Source organism: Paenibacillus sediminis, from assembly GCF_017873765.1.
Lineage (GTDB): Bacteria > Bacillota > Bacilli > Paenibacillales > Paenibacillaceae > Paenibacillus_AG > Paenibacillus_AG sediminis.
In genome coordinates this window covers 414808-437148 of sequence record NZ_JAGGKP010000001.1, presented here as the reverse complement: position 1 = coordinate 437148, position 22341 = coordinate 414808, and the positions used below count along the sequence as shown (strand labels likewise).

21 protein-coding genes and 1 tRNA gene are annotated in these 22341 nt (G+C 45.5%); 5 read left to right on the top strand and 17 right to left on the bottom strand.

Going from position 1 to position 22341, the window contains the following annotated elements; all coding sequences use genetic code 11:
• Positions 1-103: 103 nt before the first annotated feature.
• Both J2Z20_RS02015 and aroA read right to left on the bottom strand, forming a co-directional pair.
• A complete protein-coding gene (locus J2Z20_RS02015; protein ID WP_209844857.1) occupies positions 104-538 on the bottom strand; it encodes a CoA-binding protein in 435 nt (144 codons plus the stop codon).
• A 54-nt stretch (positions 539-592) separates the two neighbouring features.
• Complete coding sequence (gene aroA / locus J2Z20_RS02010) at positions 593-1888, bottom strand: 3-phosphoshikimate 1-carboxyvinyltransferase (protein WP_209844854.1); 1296 nt, start codon at positions 1886-1888, stop codon at positions 593-595.
• A gap of 110 nt (positions 1889-1998) precedes the next feature.
• Here aroA and J2Z20_RS02005 point away from each other — a divergent pair, with 110 nt between their 5' ends.
• The gene (locus tag J2Z20_RS02005; RefSeq protein ID WP_209844852.1) at positions 1999-2307 is read left to right on the top strand and encodes a rhodanese-like domain-containing protein; all 309 of its coding nucleotides are present in this window, start codon (positions 1999-2001) and stop codon (positions 2305-2307) included.
• A 43-nt stretch (positions 2308-2350) separates the two neighbouring features.
• On the opposite strand, the gene J2Z20_RS02000 is transcribed toward J2Z20_RS02005, so the two are convergent.
• The 3 genes from J2Z20_RS02000 to J2Z20_RS01990 form a co-directional block, all read right to left on the bottom strand.
• Entirely contained in the window at positions 2351-2863 is a 513-nt protein-coding gene (locus tag J2Z20_RS02000; protein ID WP_280921719.1) for a shikimate kinase, read from the bottom strand.
• Positions 2864-2982: 119 nt separating this feature from the next.
• Entirely contained in the window at positions 2983-4392 is a 1410-nt protein-coding gene (gene gndA / locus J2Z20_RS01995; RefSeq protein ID WP_209844850.1) for an NADP-dependent phosphogluconate dehydrogenase, read from the bottom strand.
• A gap of 149 nt (positions 4393-4541) precedes the next feature.
• Positions 4542-5138: a hypothetical protein gene (locus tag J2Z20_RS01990; RefSeq protein ID WP_209844849.1), complete on the bottom strand. Its 597-nt coding sequence runs from the start codon at positions 5136-5138 to the stop codon at positions 4542-4544.
• A 152-nt stretch (positions 5139-5290) separates the two neighbouring features.
• Here J2Z20_RS01990 and J2Z20_RS01985 point away from each other — a divergent pair, with 152 nt between their 5' ends.
• The gene (locus J2Z20_RS01985; protein WP_209844848.1) at positions 5291-5914 is read left to right on the top strand and encodes a YktB family protein; all 624 of its coding nucleotides are present in this window, start codon (positions 5291-5293) and stop codon (positions 5912-5914) included.
• Positions 5915-5967: 53 nt separating this feature from the next.
• Here J2Z20_RS01985 and J2Z20_RS01980 read toward each other — a convergent pair whose 3' ends face one another.
• A complete protein-coding gene (locus J2Z20_RS01980) occupies positions 5968-7212 on the bottom strand; it encodes an MFS transporter (protein ID WP_245251836.1) in 1245 nt (414 codons plus the stop codon).
• A gap of 144 nt (positions 7213-7356) precedes the next feature.
• Between J2Z20_RS01980 and J2Z20_RS01975 the strand changes: the two genes are divergently transcribed.
• The gene (locus J2Z20_RS01975; RefSeq protein ID WP_209844847.1) at positions 7357-8832 is read left to right on the top strand and encodes an aminotransferase class I/II-fold pyridoxal phosphate-dependent enzyme; all 1476 of its coding nucleotides are present in this window, start codon (positions 7357-7359) and stop codon (positions 8830-8832) included.
• Between the two features lie 61 nt (positions 8833-8893).
• On the opposite strand, the gene J2Z20_RS01970 is transcribed toward J2Z20_RS01975, so the two are convergent.
• The 4 genes from J2Z20_RS01970 to J2Z20_RS01955 all read right to left on the bottom strand — a co-directional run bounded on the left by J2Z20_RS01970 (position 8894) and on the right by J2Z20_RS01955 (position 11205).
• A complete protein-coding gene (locus J2Z20_RS01970) occupies positions 8894-9226 on the bottom strand; it encodes a DUF1292 domain-containing protein (RefSeq protein WP_209844846.1) in 333 nt (110 codons plus the stop codon).
• Between the two features lie 103 nt (positions 9227-9329).
• Entirely contained in the window at positions 9330-9884 is a 555-nt protein-coding gene (locus J2Z20_RS01965; RefSeq protein ID WP_209844845.1) for a copper amine oxidase, read from the bottom strand.
• A 548-nt stretch (positions 9885-10432) separates the two neighbouring features.
• Entirely contained in the window at positions 10433-10678 is a 246-nt protein-coding gene (locus J2Z20_RS01960) for a DUF3892 domain-containing protein (RefSeq protein WP_415639985.1), read from the bottom strand.
• 83 nt (positions 10679-10761) lie between these two features.
• The gene (locus tag J2Z20_RS01955; protein ID WP_209844840.1) at positions 10762-11205 is read right to left on the bottom strand and encodes a GNAT family N-acetyltransferase; all 444 of its coding nucleotides are present in this window, start codon (positions 11203-11205) and stop codon (positions 10762-10764) included.
• A 97-nt stretch (positions 11206-11302) separates the two neighbouring features.
• Here J2Z20_RS01955 and J2Z20_RS01950 point away from each other — a divergent pair, with 97 nt between their 5' ends.
• Positions 11303-11440, top strand: a complete 138-nt coding sequence (locus J2Z20_RS01950) for a hypothetical protein (protein WP_209847431.1) — start codon at positions 11303-11305, stop codon at positions 11438-11440.
• 36 nt (positions 11441-11476) lie between these two features.
• On the opposite strand, the gene J2Z20_RS01945 is transcribed toward J2Z20_RS01950, so the two are convergent.
• On the bottom strand, positions 11477-11668 hold the full coding sequence (locus J2Z20_RS01945; RefSeq protein WP_209844838.1) for a hypothetical protein: 192 nt from the start codon (positions 11666-11668) through the stop codon (positions 11477-11479).
• Between the two features lie 152 nt (positions 11669-11820).
• Between J2Z20_RS01945 and J2Z20_RS01940 the strand changes: the two genes are divergently transcribed.
• Positions 11821-11893 (top strand) — tRNA-Val (locus J2Z20_RS01940).
• 278 nt (positions 11894-12171) lie between these two features.
• Here J2Z20_RS01940 and J2Z20_RS01935 read toward each other — a convergent pair.
• From J2Z20_RS01935 to J2Z20_RS01910, 6 genes are all read right to left on the bottom strand, one after another.
• Positions 12172-13734, bottom strand: coding sequence for an ATP-binding protein (locus J2Z20_RS01935; protein WP_209844836.1), 1563 nt, complete (start codon positions 13732-13734; stop codon positions 12172-12174).
• 182 nt (positions 13735-13916) lie between these two features.
• Positions 13917-15143, bottom strand: coding sequence for a glucoamylase family protein (locus tag J2Z20_RS01930; RefSeq protein ID WP_209844833.1), 1227 nt, complete (start codon positions 15141-15143; stop codon positions 13917-13919).
• Positions 15144-15181: 38 nt separating this feature from the next.
• Positions 15182-17599, bottom strand: a complete 2418-nt coding sequence (locus J2Z20_RS01925) for a beta-galactosidase (protein ID WP_209844831.1) — start codon at positions 17597-17599, stop codon at positions 15182-15184.
• A gap of 19 nt (positions 17600-17618) precedes the next feature.
• Positions 17619-19994, bottom strand: a complete 2376-nt coding sequence (locus J2Z20_RS01920) for a beta-galactosidase (RefSeq protein ID WP_209844829.1) — start codon at positions 19992-19994, stop codon at positions 17619-17621.
• 28 nt (positions 19995-20022) lie between these two features.
• Positions 20023-21357 carry a glucoamylase family protein gene (locus J2Z20_RS01915; protein ID WP_209844827.1) on the bottom strand — a complete coding sequence of 445 codons (1335 nt, stop codon included), beginning with the start codon at positions 21355-21357 and terminating at the stop codon, positions 20023-20025.
• Between the two features lies 1 nt (position 21358).
• Entirely contained in the window at positions 21359-22339 is a 981-nt protein-coding gene (locus tag J2Z20_RS01910) for a carbohydrate ABC transporter permease (RefSeq protein ID WP_209844825.1), read from the bottom strand.
• Positions 22340-22341: the final 2 nt, after the last annotated feature.

Below are 22341 nucleotides of genomic sequence, written 5' to 3'. Positions count from 1 at the left end.
CTCCTTTCTTAATCAAATGGTAAGCGCTCTATTCTTTTTTGTCAAAAAATAAACGGCCTGAAATGACAGGCCGCTAAGTCTCTTACATAGTAAAATCATTCAATTAATGATTGTTTCTGCCGTTCGGAAAAAGAACACTGTCTTCCACCTTAATACATCTATCCATGATCGCAGTCATTCCGTGCTCTTCAGCGATTTGCGCAACTTCGTCGCTTCTAATGCCAAGCTGAAGCCAAATGACTTTGGCCCCGATCTCTGCCGCTTCCCTAGCTACTTCCGCGCAATATTCACTACGCCGGAACACATTGACGATATCAACGGGTTCTGGGATGTCCTTCAAGGACGGATAGCACTTCTCCCCCAATATATGATCTGCATTCGGGTTAACCGGGATAATCCGGTATCCTTTGTTTTGCATCGCTTCTGACACCATATAGGAAGTACGGTCAGGCTTTTCGGACAGTCCTACGACAGCTATCGTATTTGCGTTTTGTAAAATATTTTTGATCTCATCTCGGGACGGATTTTCAAAAGCCACGTCAATTGCCACCTTTCCATAGTATGGAATTTACTATCTGCTAATAATGTAGCATTAATTTTCCGTCCATTCCACCGATGCACCAAGTAGAGCCATGTGATCAAAAAATTGCGGATATGATTTCGCTACATGATGCGCATCCTTAATGCGAATCGGCTGCTTCGAACGAAGACCTACGATCGATAACGCCATAATAACGCGGTGATCATAATGAGCGTTAATTTCTACACCGCCTTCAACCCCTTCTGGGCGACCGTGCACGATAATTTCCGATTGACGCTCTTCAACATTCGCCCCCGCTTTACGCAGCTCAGTCAAATAATCGGTAATTCGATCACATTCTTTATAACGAAGGTTCTCCACATTGTAGAAGCGTGATGTTCCTTCGGCAAATACGGCTGCCGCCACCATTGCCAGAACAGCATCCGTAGCTGTATCTCCATCAAATTCAACAGCTTTGAGTTTCCCATTACCTTGGACACGAACAATGTCGTTCTCGTGCGTAAGCGGCACGTCCATCATGCGCAGTACATCAACAATGGCACGCTCTCCTTGCTTGCTATTTTCTGTCAATCGATGAATTGCAACATCTGACTTCGTCACTGCGGCAGCCGCGAGCACCGCAGCTGATCCGGGATAGTCACCTTGAACCGTATACGTTTTTGCCTGATAAGACTGTCTGCCTGGCACTGTAAAATGCATGTAATCTTCACTCGCATGAATGACGATCCCTGCCTGCTCTAACACTTCAAGCGTTTGACCAACGACAACTTTCGATTTAAGGTCATCCAGCACTTCAATTTCGCTGTCCTCTTCAAGGAGAGGCGTCAAGAACAACAGAGCGCTTAAATATTGAGAGCTGACCGCACCCGATACCTTTATTTTACCGCCCTTCGGCTCTCCACCCTTAATGCGAATAGGCAGTCTTCCGTTCTGGTGCTCAACTTCCACCCCAAGCTGACCGAGTGCTGTAATCAAATCATCATGAGGTCGTTTGCCGAGCGAATCTGGATACGTATTGACGAACGTAACATCTTTACATAAAGCGGTCACAGCCATTAAGAAGCGAAGAACCGCTCCTGCGTTGCCAACGTTCAGCTCCTTGACATCACGCGGGCTGCGGCCAAAGCCTGTAATCACAATTTTCTCGTCATCCTCCGAGATAACAGCCCCCAAATCACGGATGCAGCGACGCATTGCATCGCTGTCTTCACTATGAGCAGGGTAGTAAATTGTACTTGTTCCTTCTGCCAGCGCTGCGACCAGCAAATAACGTGTCGTGTAGTTTTTCGAGGATAGCGCTTGAATCTCTCCATTTAAAACAGGTGTGGGACTTACAATAATATCCATACATTAATCTCCTTTATTTATAACTGTCTACCTAAGGCATCCCCTTGAATTGACAGCTTAAATGTTGCTTCGGTATCATTTAGATAAATTACACGAAAGGGGAAAACAATATGTCAGTTGCCCAAATTGAACCAACCGAATTAAGACGCCGCCTTAATGCCGGCGAGAAAATAGAAATGATCGATGTCCGTGAAGATGAGGAAGTAGCAACAGGAATGATCCCTGGCGCCAAACATATTCCCCTCGGACAAATTCCAGCTCGCCTTGATGAAATCGACAAATCCGGCGAAGTTATTTTCATTTGCCGCAGCGGCAGACGCAGTGAACATGCTTGCGAATACTTACAGCAGCTCGGATTTGACGATGTTGTCAATCTGACTGGCGGCATGATTGAATGGTATAACACGGAAGAAGAATAACAATTCCGTTTTCTAAGAGCGCATTACTGCCGAGCTAGCAAGCTTAGACGCGGTAATGCGCTAAAATTTGCTGCGCGACTTTCTCCACAGAAAGGGTTGACGTGTCGATCGTGAGATGCGCAAAGTCATACGCATCTTTACGCTCCTCCAAAATTCGTTTCACACGTTCGTTGACATCCCCTGCAAGAAGCGGTCTACCTGAATCTTGACCTACTCGTGATACGATAACGTCTGCACTTGCTTGCAGCGCAACTACCCAGCCCTGCTCTAGCATCCGTTCACGGTTCGCAGGTCTAAGAACAACACCGCCGCCCGTAGCAATAATTTGCCGATCTGATTGCAGAACCTTCTCAAGCACCTCTGATTCTAAGTCTCGAAAATACGTTTCACCCTTCTCGGCGAATATCTCAGGTATTGAAGAGCCCGCACTGTCCACAATCGCTGCATCTAAATCGACTAGACTGTAACCTAACTGCTCTGCCAGCAGCCGCGCAACGGTTGATTTACCGGTACCCATCATTCCAACGAGGATAATGTTTTTCCCATGCTGCCTCAAACTGTCCCACCTTCTTGTACAAGACCTATTATTTTTTTAGTTATCATAGCAAAAAAGCGGCGAAAAGCCAATCCAATACTGAATTAACGCTTCGCCACTTGTATTTCAGAAATGGTTCATTAGTCTATCCAATTGTGATGGAAGACGCCTTCTTTGTCCACACGTTTGAATGTATGGGCGCCGAAATAGTCGCGCTGTGCTTGCAGCAGGTTCGCAGGCAATCGTTCTGTGCGGTAGCTGTCGAAATAAGCCAGCGCACTCGAGAATCCAGGTACAGGAATACCGCGGGATACAGCTATAGCCACAATTTCACGCCATGCGTCTTGATAAGATTCGATAACATTTTTGAAGAATGGGTCAAGCAGCAAATTTTTCAGCTCTGGATTGTTCTCATAGGCATCGTTAATGTTCTGTAAGAACCGAGAACGAATAATGCAGCCTCCGCGCCAGATTTTAGCGAGATTACCGTAGTTCAAATTCCAGTTATATTCATCTGAAGCTACGCGCAGCTGAGCGAAGCCTTGTGCGTAAGATACAATTTTACTAGCAAATAATGCTTTACGGACCTTCTCGATGAAATCTGCCTTATCTCCATCAAATGGCTTCACTTCAGGACCACTCAAAATTTTGCTGGCAGCGACACGCTCTTCCTTCATCGCAGACAAGAAACGGGAGAATACAGATTCCGTAATCATAGTCAGTGGAACACCTAGGTCTAGAGAACTTTGACTCGTCCATTTGCCTGTACCCTTTTGCCCGGCTACGTCTAGAATGACGTCGACGATTGGTTTACCCGTATCCGCATCATAGTGGGAGAAAATATCCCCCGTAATTTCAATGAGATAACTATCGAGCTCTCCTTCATTCCAGTCGGAGAAAATTTCGTGGAACTGCTCAGCTTGAAGTCCTAACACGTCCTTCAGCAAATGATAAGCTTCTCCGATCAGCTGCATATCCCCGTATTCAATTCCGTTATGAACCATTTTCACGTAATGTCCGGCACCATCTGGACCAATATATGTACAGCAAGGTTCTCCGTTTACTTTAGCCGATATCGCTGTCAGAATTGGCTCTACCAGCTTATATGCACTTTCTTGACCTCCAGGCATAATGGAAGGCCCTTTCAGAGCACCTTCTTCACCGCCGGATACGCCTGCGCCGATAAAACGAAATCCTTTCTCTTCTAGCTCTTTACTGCGACGCTGTGTGTCAGGGAAATATGCGTTTCCGCCATCAATAATAATGTCCCCTGAATCCAAGTGCGGCAGAAGCTGTTCGATCGTTGCATCGGTCGCTTTGCCGGCTTGTACCATAATTAAAATTTTACGAGGCGTTTCTAAGGAATCTACAAATTGTTCAATTGAAAACGTACCGAATAATTTTTTGCCTTCTGCTTCTTTCAGAAGATCATTCGTTTTTTCTGGAGAGCGATTGTAAACAGAAACTGTGAACCCTTTACTCTCAATGTTAAGAGCTAAATTTTTGCCCATTACGGCAAGACCTATTACGCCAATTTGTTGTTTCGCCATCTGGTTCTCTCCTTTTCAATAACTATTTTGTGTAGATATTTTCCATTTTACAGTTTTTGCAAAAAGAAGGGAACAAAATGTGGACAATTCTCATCAATTCCTCATACTCACAACTTAAAAATTCATATTTCCTCAGCAAAAGCCGCCGCTTACCATTCAAGCAGCAGCAACTCACGCCGGATTCTCTTTAATTTTTCTTTGCACAGAGCTGCTTTCTCTTCATCTCCTGCTCTCATCGCCTCAAACAGCCGTTCAAGTTCATCATCCATCTCGTATCGAAGCAGCTCGAGCCTTCGTTCCGCAGCCTGTGACGTATATATTTTGAAAATATCTTCAGCAGTCAAGTTAGGACCTTTCTGAAACAACACTCGCTGTTCGAATCCTTGAACTTCTACAAGCTGGATTACTTCACCGAACAGAATGCTTTCAATTAATATTTGGCGATCTTTGAACCGTTTGACAACGGCGTGCCCCCTTGTATCCTCAATTAACTTCTCCAGCCATTCCGCCAACTTGGCATCCTTTATAATGTAATCACCCACCATTTTATATCCGTTCTTCATTCGCTGGAAACGCAGTTTAACTAACCTTCGTCCTGTTCGAACTGACACGATAAACAATGATTCGTTCTCACTCCAATATAAGGAATATCCTTCCTGAATCAAATCTTTGATCAGATTTTGGATATGCCGACGATCGAACCTGAGCTCTAAATTCGAATATTCAACTTCATAGCTTTTATTCACGGCACTCCCTCCTTGCTTATTAGCGAATTTGCTGAAGGCAATCTGATACTTTACTCTATCTTATACTTCATCATATGTATCGGTAACTTGGATTATTGACTATTTTTGATATGCTATAATAAACAGAAGTTTGAAAAGGAGGCTCTAAACGAATGACATTTACAGGCTTTACGGAGCAGGACTTTGATGTAATGACGATTCCAGGGCTCGAGCCCCGGATGGAAGCTCTAATCCAGCATGTTCGTCCGAAATTGAACGAGCTCGGCAAAGTCTTGTCGCCTTACTTATCTGCGCTGTGCGGTGAAGAAATGTTCCCGCATGTCGCCAAACATGCACGCCGTAAAGTGAATCCGCCGAATGATACATGGGTAGCATGGGCAAGCAGCAAACGCGGCTATAAAGCGCTGCCTCACTTTCAAGTAGGCATGTTCTCAACACACTTGTTTATTATTTTTGCGGTTATATATGAAAGCCCTAATAAAGTAACCTTCGCTCATTCCCTTGAGCAAAATATAAATAAAGTGAAAAAGACGGTACCTGATAACTTCTATTGGTCACTTGACCATATGCAGCCGGGCGGTACTCTGCATGCTGAACTAGAGGATCAAGACTTCAAAGAAATGAGCGTTAAATTGGCTACTGTGAAGAAGTCCGAAATTTTGTGCGGCTTACAAATTCATCGTGATGATGAATTGCTGCGTGACGGGGAGAAGCTTGTGCAGAAGATTGAACAGACATTTGAGACGCTGCTTCCGCTTTATAAAATGGCATTTTGAGTTTACAAAAAAGGAGCGGTTTATCCCGCTCCTTCTGCCGTTCTATGAAGGCATTATCCCTCTGCCATCTCTCTCCCCTTATGTGTGTTCGTCAGCATAATATGAATAAGGAACAGGGTACCCATCACTGCTGAGCTTGCCCAAAATGGCGCAGACGGTCCAAGTCTATCCCACAGCTTACCGGATAAAATGGGGCCTAACACCATCCCTGACCCTTGCACCGTTAGAAACAACCCCCATACAGTTCCCCGCTCCTTCTCAGGCAACAAATGAGACAGCATCGTGTCCCATGTCGGTAAAATAAATGCATAGCTAATACTGAGACAAATGACGATCGTCCAAATAAGAGGCAGCGACCGAACCGCCGCCAAGCCTCCCAATGAAAGTGCGGCCAGTAGAAATCCAGCGTGCAAAAACCACCTGGTACCGACTCTGTCCACCCATTTCCCCACAGGGATCAATCCAAGTACTGTGAGTCCGCCGCCAACAATCATCATGATGCTGTACATTTGCGCTGATAAATTAAGTTCAGTCCGTACATAGAGCGTTATGACCGGCGTAATTAATCCAATAGCAAAAGTTTGCAAAAATAATGCGGGGAACAATAACCAGCTTATATGGAGATGATCTCTAATTTGTCTAAACAAATGCTGTATATTTTTCGTCAGATGCTCATGTTCATGTCCATCTTTCTTAGTGGATTTCCCCGTATGACTAGGAAGTTTAAGCGATAACATAATAACGATGCCCACACAGATGAGCAGTATCCAAAAAACAGCGGTATATGAACGGCCAACGAGAAAATTCGCTGCAATCGGTCCAGCACCCGTTCCGCCTAATGACGATATTTGAATAACCCCCATGGCTAAGCCGAACTGCTCGTTCCGACCTGAATCCGGAGTAAGCCCGCGCATGACACAAGGCCAGAGCGGCGCAGTGCCAACACCAAGCAGCCCGCAAGCAGTGACCATCAAACTGGCGTTTTTCGAGAAAGCCATAACAGCTACAGCAACGAGCGTAAGTGACATCCCTAAGGTCATCGTCTTCCGAAAACCCATTCTATCGATCAGCCAGCCTGCTGGACTGCGAAAAGCATTATCTCCGATATATTGCAAGGCAAAAGAAATCCCAATGGCGAATGCCGAAAATTTCAGCACATGTCCCATATATACGGGAAGAATGGTAACGAGCAATGAACCTTTAACAAATTCAACAAGGAACATAATAATCCATACTTTTATAAATAATGATTGTGTAAGCAATTGTTTAAGCCCATGAAAGGCAGAACTTTTCATCATGCATTCCTTCCTTCAAGGTGATCAGCTCTGTTAAGACATCGCTTGTTATAGCTTTCCCTACAAACAACCACTTGCATTCGCCCCTCAATTTGCTATACTCATTTTTGTTTATATTTATAGGCTGAAAGGTTGTGGGAACTTAAAATGAATCATCACCGAACTCCATTATTTACCGCACTGAAAAATCATGCGGCGAACAATCCTGTGCAATTTCATATTCCAGGACATAAAAAAGGTGTGGGTACAGATCAAGAATTTCGTAAATTTATAGGCGATAACGCCCTTTCCATAGACTTGATTAACATTGCACCTCTCGACGATTTGCATCAACCGACTGGTGTGATTGAAGAAGCTCAGCAGCTTGCTGCAGATGCCTTCGGTGCGGACTATACATATTTCTCCGTACAAGGTACGAGCGGCGCAATCATGACGATGATTTTATCGATTTGCTCGCCGGGTGACAAAATTATTGTCCCTCGAAATATCCATAAATCAGTCATGTCTGCCATTATTTTTTCAGGAGCTAAACCAATCTTCGTATCTCCTGCTCGCGATGAGAATTTAGGGATTGACCATGGCATTACGACACGTTCGGTACGCCGCGCTCTTGAGCGTCATCCAGACGCAAAGGCCGTACTCGTTATCAACCCAACGTACTACGGGGTTTGTGCAAATCTGAAAGAAATCGTGGATCTAGCACACAGCTTCGACGTTCCTGTCTTGGTCGACGAAGCGCACGGCGTGCTCATTCATTTCCATGAAGATCTGCCTATGTCAGCCATGGAAGCAGGAGCCGATATGGCGGCAACGAGCGTGCACAAGCTTGGCGGCTCAATGACCCAAAGCTCTGTCCTTAATTTAAATGTAAAAAATGGATATGTAAATCCTCAGCGTGTTCAGACGATCATTAGCATGTTGACCACAACGTCAACTTCATATATATTGCTTGCTTCACTCGATACCGCAAGACGGAATTTAGCAATCAACGGCCATGAGATGGCACAAAGAGCGATTGACTTAGCGCAATATGCGCGAAGTGAAATTAACAAAATCGATGGATTATACTGCTTCGGGGAAGAAATTCTCGGCGGAGAGGCGACATATAATCTAGACCCTACCAAAGTTGCGATTCATGTACGTCATCTTGGTTTAACAGGCTATGAGACGGAGAATTGGCTGAGAGAGCATTATAACATCGAAGTAGAGCTTAGCGATATGTACAACATTTTGTGCTTAGTCACTCCTGGGGATACTGAGGAGACTGTAAATACGCTTCTAACGGCACTGCGTGAACTTTCGAAAACTTACTATAATGTGAACACTGCCAACGAACTCGTTGTCAAAATCCCTGAAATTCCGCAGCTGTCACTTATTCCACGCGATGCTTTTTATGCGGATACAGAAGTGATTCCATTTAAAGAATCTGCAGGACGCATTATTGCGGAATTCATCTACGTTTATCCGCCAGGCATTCCAATTCTGCTTCCAGGTGAAGTCATTACGCAGAAAAATATTGACTATATTGTTGACCATGTCGAAGTCGGATTACCTGTAAAAGGACCGGAAGATCGTACGATTCAAAATGTTAAAGTGATCGTGGAAGCAGACGCTATTTTCTAAAACTCAAGTATTCTTTCAATCAAAAAAAGCTCCCATTACGGGAGCTTCTGCTTTTTTATGATCAACCTTGATTATGTCTTGCAACAAGCTCATTGTACGCTTCTTCTACACGAGCCCATTCTTCTTCATCCTCAATGTTGTAGAGCACCATTTCTTCGTTTTCTTCTTCCATACGTAAGATGACGCCGTCTGCTTCTGGATTGTTACGGTCTAGCAGCAATGCGTAAACTTGTTCACCAATGTCAAAGGTCTCTACAAGGACCATTTCCACATCATTGCCATCTTCGTCAGTTAATGTTAGTACAAACTCTTCATGATCGTGGTCGTGGTCATGATCATGGTCATGATGGTGATGGTGATGATCGTGGTTATGGTTGTGGTCTTGATCGCTCATCATTATACCTCGTTTCGGGTTAAAATTTTCATACTCTCGTATCGTATCATTTTCGCCCATAGCGGTCAATTTAAAGAGAGTAAGAATGAACATTTTTTAAGAATCATTTAATAGCTGTAATTACTTTTTCAGAGATGAGAGCATATTTGCTGTTTCGGGACTGTTTCATATAAAAGCCTACTCTGTATTTTCCAGCCGTTTTAAAATGGTATGTAAAGTCGTATGTACGGAACCAAAAATTGTCGCTGCGGTTGCTACCCATGCCTTGATATTGAATGTCTTTAACATGTCCCTTAGGATCCGTAATGGTCACTTTTATAGCATTGATGTTTGTCGATAGACTATCAACTTGTACAAGGATGTTAAATTTCAGCTTGCCAACATTCACATTGCCAAATACCGTATTTCCTTTGAAAAGTGTAATATGTGCATTAGGCTTAATCAGATTAACGTTCTTCGTTCGATTGTTAAAACTGACTATACCATTAGCTAGCCTTGCCGGTACGTAAGTCTTGCCATTAATGATATACCCGCCATCAGCTACTGGTCTTCCATTAATCATAAATTTTATTTTCTCGGTCACTGAATCCGCGAATAGAAGTGAACCGCCCATCAGTGAAAAAACAACTACACAGGCGAGTATTTTTTTAAAACTCATTCTTGTTATCCCCCCCTACTTTGGTCCCACAGCTGTAAGTTTATACGACAATCCGTTGTTCAAGTTGCGGTGCACAGGGGTGTATAAATGGTTAAAATTTCTTAACCTTTTAACAGTATGAAGAAATATAGACCTGAAGGACCATACGCCTCACAGATCGTATGTCATACAGCAGCCCTCAGGCCGTTTTTTTACGCTCTATATTTGGTTAGAATACATGGAACTCCATTGCCAACAGCTCCCGGCTGCCTCATATTCTCAGCATATAGAAGTCCCCGCGTGCATGGTGTAGGACATACTTCACATGTCTCAGATGTCACTAGCCTCATGTATGTGCGCAGGCCATCGTTTCCTGTAGATTTTTTTGCTTTCTTACCTTTTCCTTTAACCATAACAACATGCCCTCATTTCATCCATTTTGAATTACTTTATGATATGAAATGAATGCTTCTTCGGGACCACGATCGCTTCTGCTTCAATCATTTTATTTTCATGTAAAATGAACAAAGCCTCCGACATTGTCGAAGGCTTGTAAGTCAATTATATGTTCACTCAAAAATCGGAAGCCCATCTAAGTTGTTCGTCGGATCTCCATCAGCATCGCCGCGAATGTAGAGCTCTCCATCTCTGCCTTTAAAGACGTTCGCGCCGGCGATTGCACCAGCTTGAACCTCTTGAAGAGCTTGTTCGTAATTCAGAACACGTCCTGTCGAAGTCTGAAAGGCGGTTAAGTCACCGTCGCCATTTTTCTGAACAGCAATAAATTGTTCACGAGTTGTCGCCATATTGAGCATCCTCCTAATCTATGGTTGTTACTAGAGACTTAGAATACCCTTCTGGCCGAAAATATATGTGCTTATTCAGGCAGTTCACAGGATTATAGCGTCTTCTGCATTCTTACATGCAGAATACCTGCATCGTAAAACGGTTCTTTCGAGATGACCTCATAGCCGAGCTTGCTGTAGAATGGTTCAGCTTGAACTTGTGCATCCAAGATGGAATACCGGAGCCCTAATTCACGAGCAAGTTCCTCGAGCGCCACAAGAAGCACACGCCCTAAACCTTTGGAGCGATACTCCTTACGGACAGCAATGCGCTGCATTTTCGCCGTGCCTTCTTTATAATAAATCAGTCTTCCCGTCGCAACATATTGACCGTCATCTTGAATAAGAATGTGATTTGCATCCGAGCTGAGTGTATCAAATGCATCAATCTCTAGATCAAGCGGAACGTTCTGTTCTTCCACGAATACTTCCTTACGGATTTTCAGGCACTCTTGTAGCTGCTCTTCGGTACGTACATGTATAATTTCAGCTGCCATCATCTCATCCCTCTCCAATTAAGTTATTAGTTTCATCAATATTAATTTCAATGGTTATACAAGAACAATATTTTACTGTATAGTTGAGAGAGACACAATGTTTGGAAAGGAAATAAACGACATTATGGCGCTAACGATGACCATTATTTTTTCCATTATTATTGCAATCATTATTATCGGCGGAACATTTTATGTGACGAAGAAGGCCTACTCTAAGAAATGGGATCAACAATAATACAAGCCACTGAATGATCAGCGGCTTGTCCTTTGATTACCTTGATATAATTTCGTACCTAGAATACACATCATCTTGAACCGATTTGGAATACACATCCTTCAGAACCGGATTCGAAGAAGAATGGATCATCTGTATCTTGATTGTTCTCTCGCTCTTCTTAACACCGCAGCCCACCATCGTCACCACAACCATGACGAGGCAGCATACAGCTACCCACCTGCGCATACCGTTATCCACTCCTTCTGACGTAAAGTGGTCTATACTTCCATTGTAAGCAGCGGCATGCTTTTTTAAACCTAACTTACACAAAATAAAGGATTTGACAGCATAATCTGAACTTGCTAAACTATGAATTATCCAAGAACAACATATACTTTGATCTGTTAGCTCAGCTGGGAGAGCACCATCTTGACAGGGTGGGGGTCAGTGGTTCGAGCCCACTACAGATCATTAAGAACCCCCCCCTTTGCGTAGCAAGGGGGGGGTTGCATGTTATTATAACTCTAACCATATCAAAATAGTCCCTAAATCTTCTATTTAAGTCGCGTTTTGGTCACACTGCCGCACATTAGAGATAGATACGTCCTCAATTGGACTCAAAACTATACTTCCATCCTCTTGCAAGTTGATACCGTACCAATCTCCTAACTTTATTTTTTTCTCATCAACAATATTACTAGGAATAATGACGCCTAATTCAGTGCCAATCTTCCTTATGTAAACAGTACTCACCCCATCCCCGGCAACCTAACAACAAAAGTCGAACCATATCCAACCTTACTATTCACCGATATAGTTCCGCAGTGGTCCTGAACTATTTTTTGACATAATGATAATCCAAGACCTGTTCCTTCATCTTTGGTCGTAAAGAATGGATTGAATATTCTAGATATCGCGCTGCTTGGTATGCCTCTACCTGTATCGATGATTTTGATGACTGCCATATTTTCTTCCTGACCGACACGGACGTGAACATTGCCCGGAGTCTCCATTGCCTCGAAGGCATTCCGTATTAGATTGATCAGCACTTGTACGATTTTGTCACGATCCATATAGATGACGGAATCGCGCTCGATGTCTAGTGTTAGTTTGTGTCCTCTTGAAGAGGCTTCTGATTCAGTGAGCGATATCACTCTCTCGATACATTTAGCCAGTGATCCTACTCTCATATTGCTGGCATGAGGTTTCGAGAACTGCAGAAATTCCGCTGTCAATTCTGTCACCCTTGTAATTTCGCTCATGATGACTTCATACCAAGGCTCGATATTGTACGCTTCCTTCTTAGACAGTTGAACAAACCCTTTGATCGTCGTTAAAGGATTTCTTATTTCATGAGCCATTCCAGCTGCTAATTCTCCGACTACGTTCATTTTTTCATAACGCAGCATATCATCCTGACGCTTTTGCCATAATTGCCGCCGTTTTTGAAATATTTTATCTTCAGCGATGGAGATCAGTTCTTGAATCACCTCAGCCTCCTGCGGGAAACGTGTCGTGCTGTAAGTGACTTCAAATCCTAAGACATCCAAATCGAATAAATCATCAATCTCATGTTCTATATCAGGAGGGAGCATAAGTGCAAAGCGGTCGCCGGCATATCTTGAAATTCCGTAAGCTTTCGGAAAAAGTTTTTTTAGCTCATGAGCAATATTGATCAACGTTTCGTTACCGCTTCCAAAATTTTGACGATCGAGAGATTTGAAGTTTTGGATATCGAGCAAAATAAGAACGAAATCTATTTTTTGATCGAGCATCATCTGGAGCTTTTTCATATACCCATCGTAATTCAGCAGACCCGTTAATGGATCATGTGAGATCAGATAATCATTCTTTTCACTCAATCGCTTCTTCTCTGCTTCAATATTGATCATCGTGTGAAAGAGCAGAATAACAACAAACGAAGTAATGATGTCGAATACAGACACCAGCGCGTTATAACAGGTTAAGGGAACATATGTAAGACGTATTGCCGTATACTGCACGAGCAAAAGAACTGCAATCGGTATCGTTTCTCTATATTTCTGCTTCTTGTCAACCAAGTTGATTGCCAAAATATAATACAATATGACGCACCAATTTAATTGGCTAATATAATGAAACAATCCTAAAAAAATAAATTGAATAGCTTTAAGTCTAGGGCATTTTTGATCCAAAATAACACTGCAAATAAAGAGACAACCAAATAATATAAGCAGAACTAGATTCGGTTCTCTACCGAGCAGCAAAGAAGAAATAACAATCAAGGCACAAATAGGCGGTATAAAAAAGATCTTCAAGAAATGGATCGACAAACTGAGACACGCTCCCTAGTATTTATAGAAATTGTTCTATTAAAATTTATTATATATGAAGAATAGGATTTGTTTTGTCGTTTTATGTAATTTTATACTCTATTTCAAAATAAAGTTTACTGGCGAACGTTAAAAAGCCCACTCCCCGCGAATTGGGGAGTGGGCTTATGATGATGAACATCTCAGGCGTGTTTAACCAGCTGAGTGCCCATACATTTTGCCATGCCTTCCTGAACTGCTTCAATATTCATGAAATGACGCCATACGAAGCCTGTACGATAGTTCTCAATCATGAGCAGCGTGATTCCTTTGTCGATGCCGATTACGTCCTCCGCATACCATTCAGGGGTTTCATCAAGATTATATGCGTCTTGGAAACCATATTTGCCCCAAAGCTTCGGATAATTCGTATAGTAGTTCTGCAGTGCGGCAATCGATTCCTTAGGCGTAAAGACGATCGAGCCGGCCGCTCCGCAAGGTGGAATGGTACCATCAACATAGTCGCGCTTCGTTGTATTCGGATCGGCTCCGTAACCGCCGTGGTAGCCGCGCGGTCCATCGCAAGCTGTAAGACCCCAAGAGTTAGGGCCGAAAGTCTTCGACCGGTCTGCATGATCAATACAGAACTGCCGATTCGCAAGGGAAGCCTGTACGGAATTTTCAAACCAATCGACACCGTATTTGTCCACCTTGCCTCTTAAATCGAACCAAGCATGAGAAAATTGATAAACGAACAACGCTCCGCCCGTACTGTGGATGATCGGACCGTGTCCTCCGTAATAGCCTACGTACCGCACAAAGTCGTCGAACATGTCAGCTGGTACCGGATGGGTCTTAGATGCTGCTCCAAGGAAATACATCATGAACTGCTCTGCATAGTGGTCCCATGTGCCGAAATGCTCGCCTTTTTCCGCATTATAGCCCATGTAGAACTGATTCGTTTCTGGATTGCGGTACCAATCCCACTCCACTCTCTCATAAATAGCCTGCGCCTGTGTTCGAACTTCGCCTCCGAAGTATTCGCCAGCCATCAGAACGCCGCAGATGCATATTGCCGTATCGATGACGGAAACTTCGCAGCCCCCGTATTGTTTGGCCGTATTCATATCAAGGAAATGAAAGAAGAAACCGTGCTGCTGCTCGGCATGATGAAGCAGCGTATGCATCGTTCCAAGCGCTCGGTCATACGCCTCTTGCCGCGTAACCCAGCCCCGCTCAGCACCGATGGCAAGTGCAGTCAGTCCGTAGCCAACAGAAGCAATGCTGGCCATATTAGGAAGTCCTGGAGCACGGTCACGAATCAGTCCATAGCCAGGACTGTTTGGATCGCTATTTGCTTCCTTCCAGAAAAATTCAAAGCTCAGTTTGCTTTCCAAATCTAACAACGCTTCGTCAGTCAATTTCTCCATTTCAAATTCCTCCCAAGTGAGTTGTCAATCGCAGGTTCCTAGTCGCCGAAGCGTATCGTTAATCGATCGTCGATCTTCGCATGACGCAATGATACGATACGCAGTGCCCCTTCGTGCTCCTCAACAGTGTAATCGTCGCTCGGCAAAATAGGCCGGTTCGTTCTCAGAAGCACCCAATCCTGTGCCTGAGTCAACCTAAACGAAATTTCATTCGCGCTGCTCCCCGCAACTTCCGCTGTAGAAGATAATATCGTTACATCACGAATCGTTACATTTACAGGCAGCATCACACCTTCTTTGCTCCCTAGTGTCAGACTGCGGCCGTCAAACAAAGGCATGCCATCATCATAAATGTGAAACGTCTTATCAAAACCATCCAGGTTCAATACGTGAATAAATCGTTCTCCCTCTTCATTACGTGTTGAGGTCATGAATATCCCATGATACGGGCTGTCATGAGTAAGACCTGGCTTCGCACCCAGAAGTTCAAGCGCAGTCCGATATAAATCGATATCGCATTTATAGCGGGCCGCTATAACAATAGCTCTGCCTCTTCCGACCTTAATATCGAAGCCGCACGCCTGTCCTGTTCCGTATAGACGTAAAATCGCCTCTGCCAGGTCGCCATGTTCGAAGGTTTGCGCAAAATGAGTCCGTACTTCCGGCCGCGGTGCCGCCCAGCCTTCCGCCAGTACAGATGGATAATAATTCGGTGCTTCACGGCAGTCTTCAATGTAACGAAGACTTAAAGCGTCCGCCAACACAGTGCACGGTTTACCCTCCATGTCATATAGCGGAACTTCGCCATATAGGAACACCTTACCGCCCTGTTCTAGGTAATCGGCTAGCTTGTGCTGTAAGCTGCCGTCCATATACCGAGCTGACAAAAGCGCAAGCACTGGCACTTGATCTGGACGAAGCGGCTTATTCTGAATGTCGGCAGCTCCAAATCGGTAACCAGCGAGCAGCATCGCTCTGGCCATCGTCTCCCAGTTCCAATAAGCTCGGTTCGCTTCGATGTTCTCGTAAATCTTCTTCATCTTATCGCTGCCTGGGTAGCGGTATTCCGTCATGTAATAATCGGGAATGAAGGCAAAGGACACAGCGTCACGTTCTTCCTGCATGACAGCCACTTTATCGGCCACAGCCATGACCGCATGAATCCCTTGTGCCATCCGATCGAACGTATAATTCAGCTCGCCTTCTGGGCTAACAGGAGCTGCGAAGCCATGACGTTCTCCTGTAAAAGCAACCCGGTCGTTGCCGTCACCCGGCTTCTCATCCAGTACATAGTTGCGGCCGCCTGCGAACAAATAGTAGTTAATTAGACGGTTGCCCTGAGCAATGCACATCCGCATTTTAAAATCCGCAGCAGACGGGTCGTAACGAGCGCCGTACGTCTCGCCAAAATTGCCGTCACCGCAATTAAATTCAACAGATGTTAACGGTTGATGCTCGTCGTGCACAGCGTCCATAAATCCGTTAATCAAGTACAAATCCTGAAACGTATTCATATCGAGATCGCCAAAATAAATGTCGGAACCGGAGATGTATCCCGGCTTCCCTTCATAGGTTTCGTAAAGCTGGCTAATACCGATTGGGAATGTGAAACCGCGACCGCCCCCGGTACCATGTATGTTGATGACAAACGGAATGTCCCTCACACCGAACTCTTCTGCGTATCCGCGAAGTTCATCGACATAGCGAGCAAAGCGATTCCGCATATAGTGACCAAGATCCAAATGAAGCGCAGGCGCATAATCCTCACGAGGTGAACAAATATTTGCCTTGCGTACCTCTGCGTCATTCAGGTCAAACGGATAACGCTTAGCAAGTTCTTCTAAGCTGTACGTTCTTCCAAGCCAAGCCGCAAAATCTTCTACTACGAAGTCGGTTAGATCAGGTCCATTACTTACCCATGACAGCATTCCGATTTCATTGTCCAGTTGAATGGCAATGATGTTGCCTCCATTCGGCTGCAGCCGCGGCACGGCTACAGCCATTACTGCTTCATACCAACGCCGCGCTTCCTTAAGGAAGCCTGGCGCCAGGTAGTCAATCGTCCGAGTAGTCGCGAGCCGTCCATCCCATCCGGTAGGGATGATCTCTGGATGCTTCTCGTACACCCAGTACGGCAAACCTTCATTTTTCATTTCTGCCATTATAAACGGGCCAGGACGAAGAAAGAAATAGAGTCCGTTCTCATGGCATAAATCGATAAAGCCCGCTAAATCAAGCTCTGGCCTTGTCAGGCCCTCAAGGTCGATATGACCTTCGGTTGGTTCATGACACAGCCAAGGCACATAACTAGCGACCGCATTGCAGCCGGCTGCCTTCAATTTGTCCAGCCGGTCTTGCCACTCCTCTCTCTGCAGCCGAAAATAATGAATTTCTCCGCACATGATAAGCTGCGGTTTGCCGTCGATTCGGATTTGCTTGTTCACAATTTCGATCATATTGGGATCGCCTTCTTTCTCAGGAATTCGCTACGGACGATGCTAAACGAGTCAGACGAAGAGTTTGCGGTTCATGAATATCCGTAATCGTTAGTGTAGGATTGCCAGCTGAACCGCCTTTTGCGGACCATTTCCCGTTTGTTTCGAACTTAATCGTTCCACTCTCTCCGAATGGATGAACGTCAATTTCCACTTCATCCGCTGTCATCCGCAGACCTGTTACTTCAACAGTCGCGTAGGCGATTCGAAGATCATTCTCCAAAGCATAGTTACGCACAAGCATCGCACCGGATCTAGGAGGGATGCTCAGCGTTTCGCCTTCAAAGAGCGGCTGTCCATTCTCATAGATCACAGCCTCCTGAACGAGCTCGTCGTAATTGCTTACGAACAGGAATGACCCTAAGTCTCCTGACCGCTCGACAATAGCAATGTCTGGATTGTTGGAAGACAAATGACCCTTGATGCCTACCGTGCCAGCAATTGCCCGAATGACGTCCAATTGGTATCCGTATTCTTGACCCATCGCAAGACCCAACACGAGTACCTTGCCTTTTCCGGCTTTTTTAAGATAAGCAGCCGTTTCCTCACGATCGCCCTGACGGAACACTGCCACCGGTTCACCATCGAATTTAGAGAACCGCATCCGCTGGCGAACTAATACAGAATCGATGTCTAGTACGTCTACCGTCTGCACTCCATGAACAATATCCCATTCTCCAAGTTCAAGCGTGTCTGCAAGAATCGTGCAAGGGCGTCCTTCTTTGTCTTTCACCGGCAGCTCAGGATACACAACCAATGAACCGCCCTTGAGAACATAATCCGCTAGCTTCTGTTGAAGCTCTGCTTCCATCATGGAGGTTGAGAATACCCATAGCGAAGGGATTTCCTCTGGTGTGAACGGCTTAAGCAGATCCTGCGCCTCGAAATGAATGTTGGCTCCGACAAGAAGGCGTACAATACCATCGAACAAGAAATGCTCCCGTTTGCCGATCACTTCGTCTACAAGCGGACGGTCCCTGTGCTCCACTACTTCAGTCATATAGTCATTCGGGTTGAAACCGACGAACGTGTGAGTCTTCTTCGGTGAACTGAGAAGCCGCTGTCCGACAGCGCCGAGCACTTTGCCAAGATGAGCGGCTTTTGCATAATTCGGACGCGGATTGCCTTTCGAATCAATCGGTGCTTGCCATTCGTGCCTGCGGCCAAACAGCCCGATGTTTTCGTAATTTTCGCCAGCGACGAACATGTAATAATTGACAGCGTTCATCCCGTGCGCGATGCAGGTGCGAGAATTTAGATCGAGATCCTGCGCGTACAGCCTTGGACGGTCGGCCAGCCTGCCGGACTGGAATTCGGCCGAGAACAGCGGCTGTTCCTTCGAAGACACCGCTTTCGTAAAAGCTGAAGCCAGAACCAAATCATGATAGTTGTCGTACCCGATATGTCCTGGATAAAAATCGCCAGCCAGTACGACATCTTCGAACTCTGGCGTTTTATACAGCTGGGAGAGCCCGATCGGGTAATCAACGCCGCGGCTGTATATCGAATAATCTTTGAAGCCGTGTACGTTAACGATGAACGGAACCTCGATGCCGGTGCTTCGTGCGCTTTGCCGCAAGTCGCCAACATAATCTTTGATATACTGCCGCCAGAACCGTCCCCATTCATAGTGGAATGAAGGGTAGTCTCCGCCTTCAGGAAGTCCTGCGCCAAACGTCTTGACGAATTCAGCAAACGAACTTTCCGAAATACCATACTTTTCGTTTAGTGCGGCAATCTCTCCATATTCCGCCTTCAAGTAATCTTCGAAGCGCTTAAGCGTGTCAGGATTGTAGTCCGACGTATTCGTTACCCAGTGAAGCATGCCGATTTCATTGCACAGTTGATACATAATTACTGGTCCACCCTTTGTGGACTGCATAGGAGCGATCACTTTATTGACAGCTTTATACCACTCATGGGCTTTCTCAAGAAAGATCGGGTGCCGGTAGCTGACCACTCGGGTGGGATGCTCACTGCCGTCACGTCTTCGCGCAATGACCTCTGGATAGCTGCCCAGCAGCCAATGCGGCACGCCTTCGTAACGAACCTCCGCCATCACATACGGTCCCGGACGAACAATGCAGTATAATCCAGATTCCTTTACGAGCTCTAGAAAAGCCTTCAAATTGCGCTCTCCACGCGTCTCGCCTGTCAAGTCATATTGCCCTTCTTTCATTTCATGCCATACCCAAGGAACATAAGTGCTGACAAGATTGCAGCCCGCTTCCTTAAGCTTATTCAGACGATCTTGCCACTCAGACTGCGGCACGCGGAAGTAGTGGAACTCCCCGCCATATAAAAAAACATCCTTCCCATTGATCGCAAACTTGCCCTGTTTAATGTTCACTGTCATAAGAAAATCCCTCCAATATCGTAGATGCCTATGATTTCGATTCGTCTTCTTTATTTGGAACAAGGCGGGTGGCCTTGGCTCCTGCTTGGATATAGCTGCTTTGCATATACAAATCCCAGATGAGTCCACTGCGATAGTTCTCAATCATCAGCAGGGTGATGCCTTTATCAATGCCGATGACGTCTTGGTCTACCCACTTAGGCGTAACAGCTTCATTGTAAGCATCGACCAAACCGTATTTCCCCCACAGCTCTGGCATGCTGTTATAATGCTGAAGCGCTGCGATCGATGCTTCAGGTGTAAAAACGATGGAACCAAGCGCACCTGCTGGAGGCAATGTTCCGTCTACTGCATGCTGAGCGTCGTCGTAACCGGAAGGCGGAGAACCGTAAAGTCCGTTATAACCGTCTGGTCCATCGCTGGCTGTCATACCCCATGCACCCGGACCGAAGGTCTTGTACGTCTCAGCGATATCGATGGCATATTGACGGCTGGCTTCTGATGCGATTACTGAATTCGCCCACCAATCCATTCCTTCGCGGTCCTTCAAGCCGCGAAAATCGAACCAGGCATGCGAAAATTGGTATGTAAATATGGAGCCGAACCAGGAATGAATGAACGGCTTGCTGTCTTTATAAGCCTTTGCATCCCTCGTAAAGGAATAAAACATATCCCCGCTAACAGGGTGCGTAGGGGATCCTGCGGCCAGCAAATACATCATCAGCTGCTCTGCATAGAAATCCCAATGACCCGAAAATCCGTTCTCTGGGGAATAACCCATATAGAACTGATTAGTAGAAGGGTCTCGAAACCAAGGCCATTCCACTTGTTCGACTAGTGCATCTGCTTTATCTGCTACTTCACCGCCAAAATAAACACCCGCCGTAATGGCTCCGTTTAGAGCGATAGCCGTATCGATATTCGAGAGTTCACTGCCGCTCGCTCGTGTCCCGTCCTCGATGTTCAGAAAATGATAGAGGAAGCCATGCTCCTTCGCCGCGTTCTCTAACAATGTCTTAATCGTACCTAGAGCCCGCTCCTCTGCTGCTTTCTTCGTAACCCACCCGCGCTCGGCTCCAATGACTAGTGCTGACAGACCAAAACCGGTAGAAGCGACGCTGGACAAACCTGGATTGCCAGGCGCCCGGTCTGCGATCAGGCCGTAGCCGGGGCTGGCGGTATCCGTATTCGCTTCATTCCAGAAAAATTCGAAACATGCACGACTTTCTTTTTCAAGCAAAGCCTCCGTTTTCTCATCGATCTTCGTATCCATCGCCCTCCCATTCTTCGTTTCACGTGTGCAGCCGGCTGTCAGCACAGTTATTGACAAGAAGAGAATCAAGATCGTCCGATAATTCCGCATACTATTCTCCCGTCAAGCCTGTTTTGTCAATGACCTGCGTAAACCGTTTTTGTGCGAAGAGGTATAGAATTAACAGCGGAAGCACGATCAAGAGTGTACCCGCCATCCGGATCGATTCGTTCACATCTGTCAATTTGGATGTTCCGGTATACATCGCCTTAAATGAATCGTTGAACGTTTTCAGCTCGAGCGGCAGTGTCGTCATGGCATTGCCCAAATAAAGGGAAGCCAAGTACGTTTCATTCCAGTGCCACACCATTGAGAACAGAAATACGACAACGATCGAAGGCATTGAAATCGGCAATATAATCCGAAAAAATGTTTTCAGCGTGCCCGCTCCATCAATCTGTGCTGCTTCTTCCAAAGCAACTGGAATCGTGCGGAAAAACTGATAGTAAATCAGAATGAAGAGCGCACCCCGCAGCCCTTGAGCAAACAGGGACGGAACGATGAACGGCAGTGGTGTTTCCAGCATGCCGTACTCCTTGAACAGCAGGAACATCGGAATCATGATGACCTGTTTCGGAACGATAAATGTCAAGAGCATAACGCCAAATAGAAAAGTTTTACCTGGAAAACGATACTTGGCAAATCCGTATCCAACGATGGCACACGATACCGTCTGAGCAATGGCTGGGAGCACGGAGTTTAGCAAGCTGCTGCCCAGCGTATCCATGTAATTCAGAACATGCCACGCTTTTACGTAGTTGTCCCAATCCAGACTTCTCGGAATCCATGCAACGGTCGGATCAAGAAGATCATCCAAGCTTTTGAAGCTTTGCGATACCATATAAAGGAGCGGATACAAGTAAATGAAGCCAATGCTGACAAGCAGCACGTAAATGATGATCTTCGGTATGAGCCCGTCGTTCCCTTTGCGGCCGAGGAGCAGACTCTTCGATCTGGCGAGTCCCCTCCGCGTTTTTTCCCGTACGTTCTCACTTTGCCACGGTTTCTCTTTTACGATTGTTGATTCCCTCATCT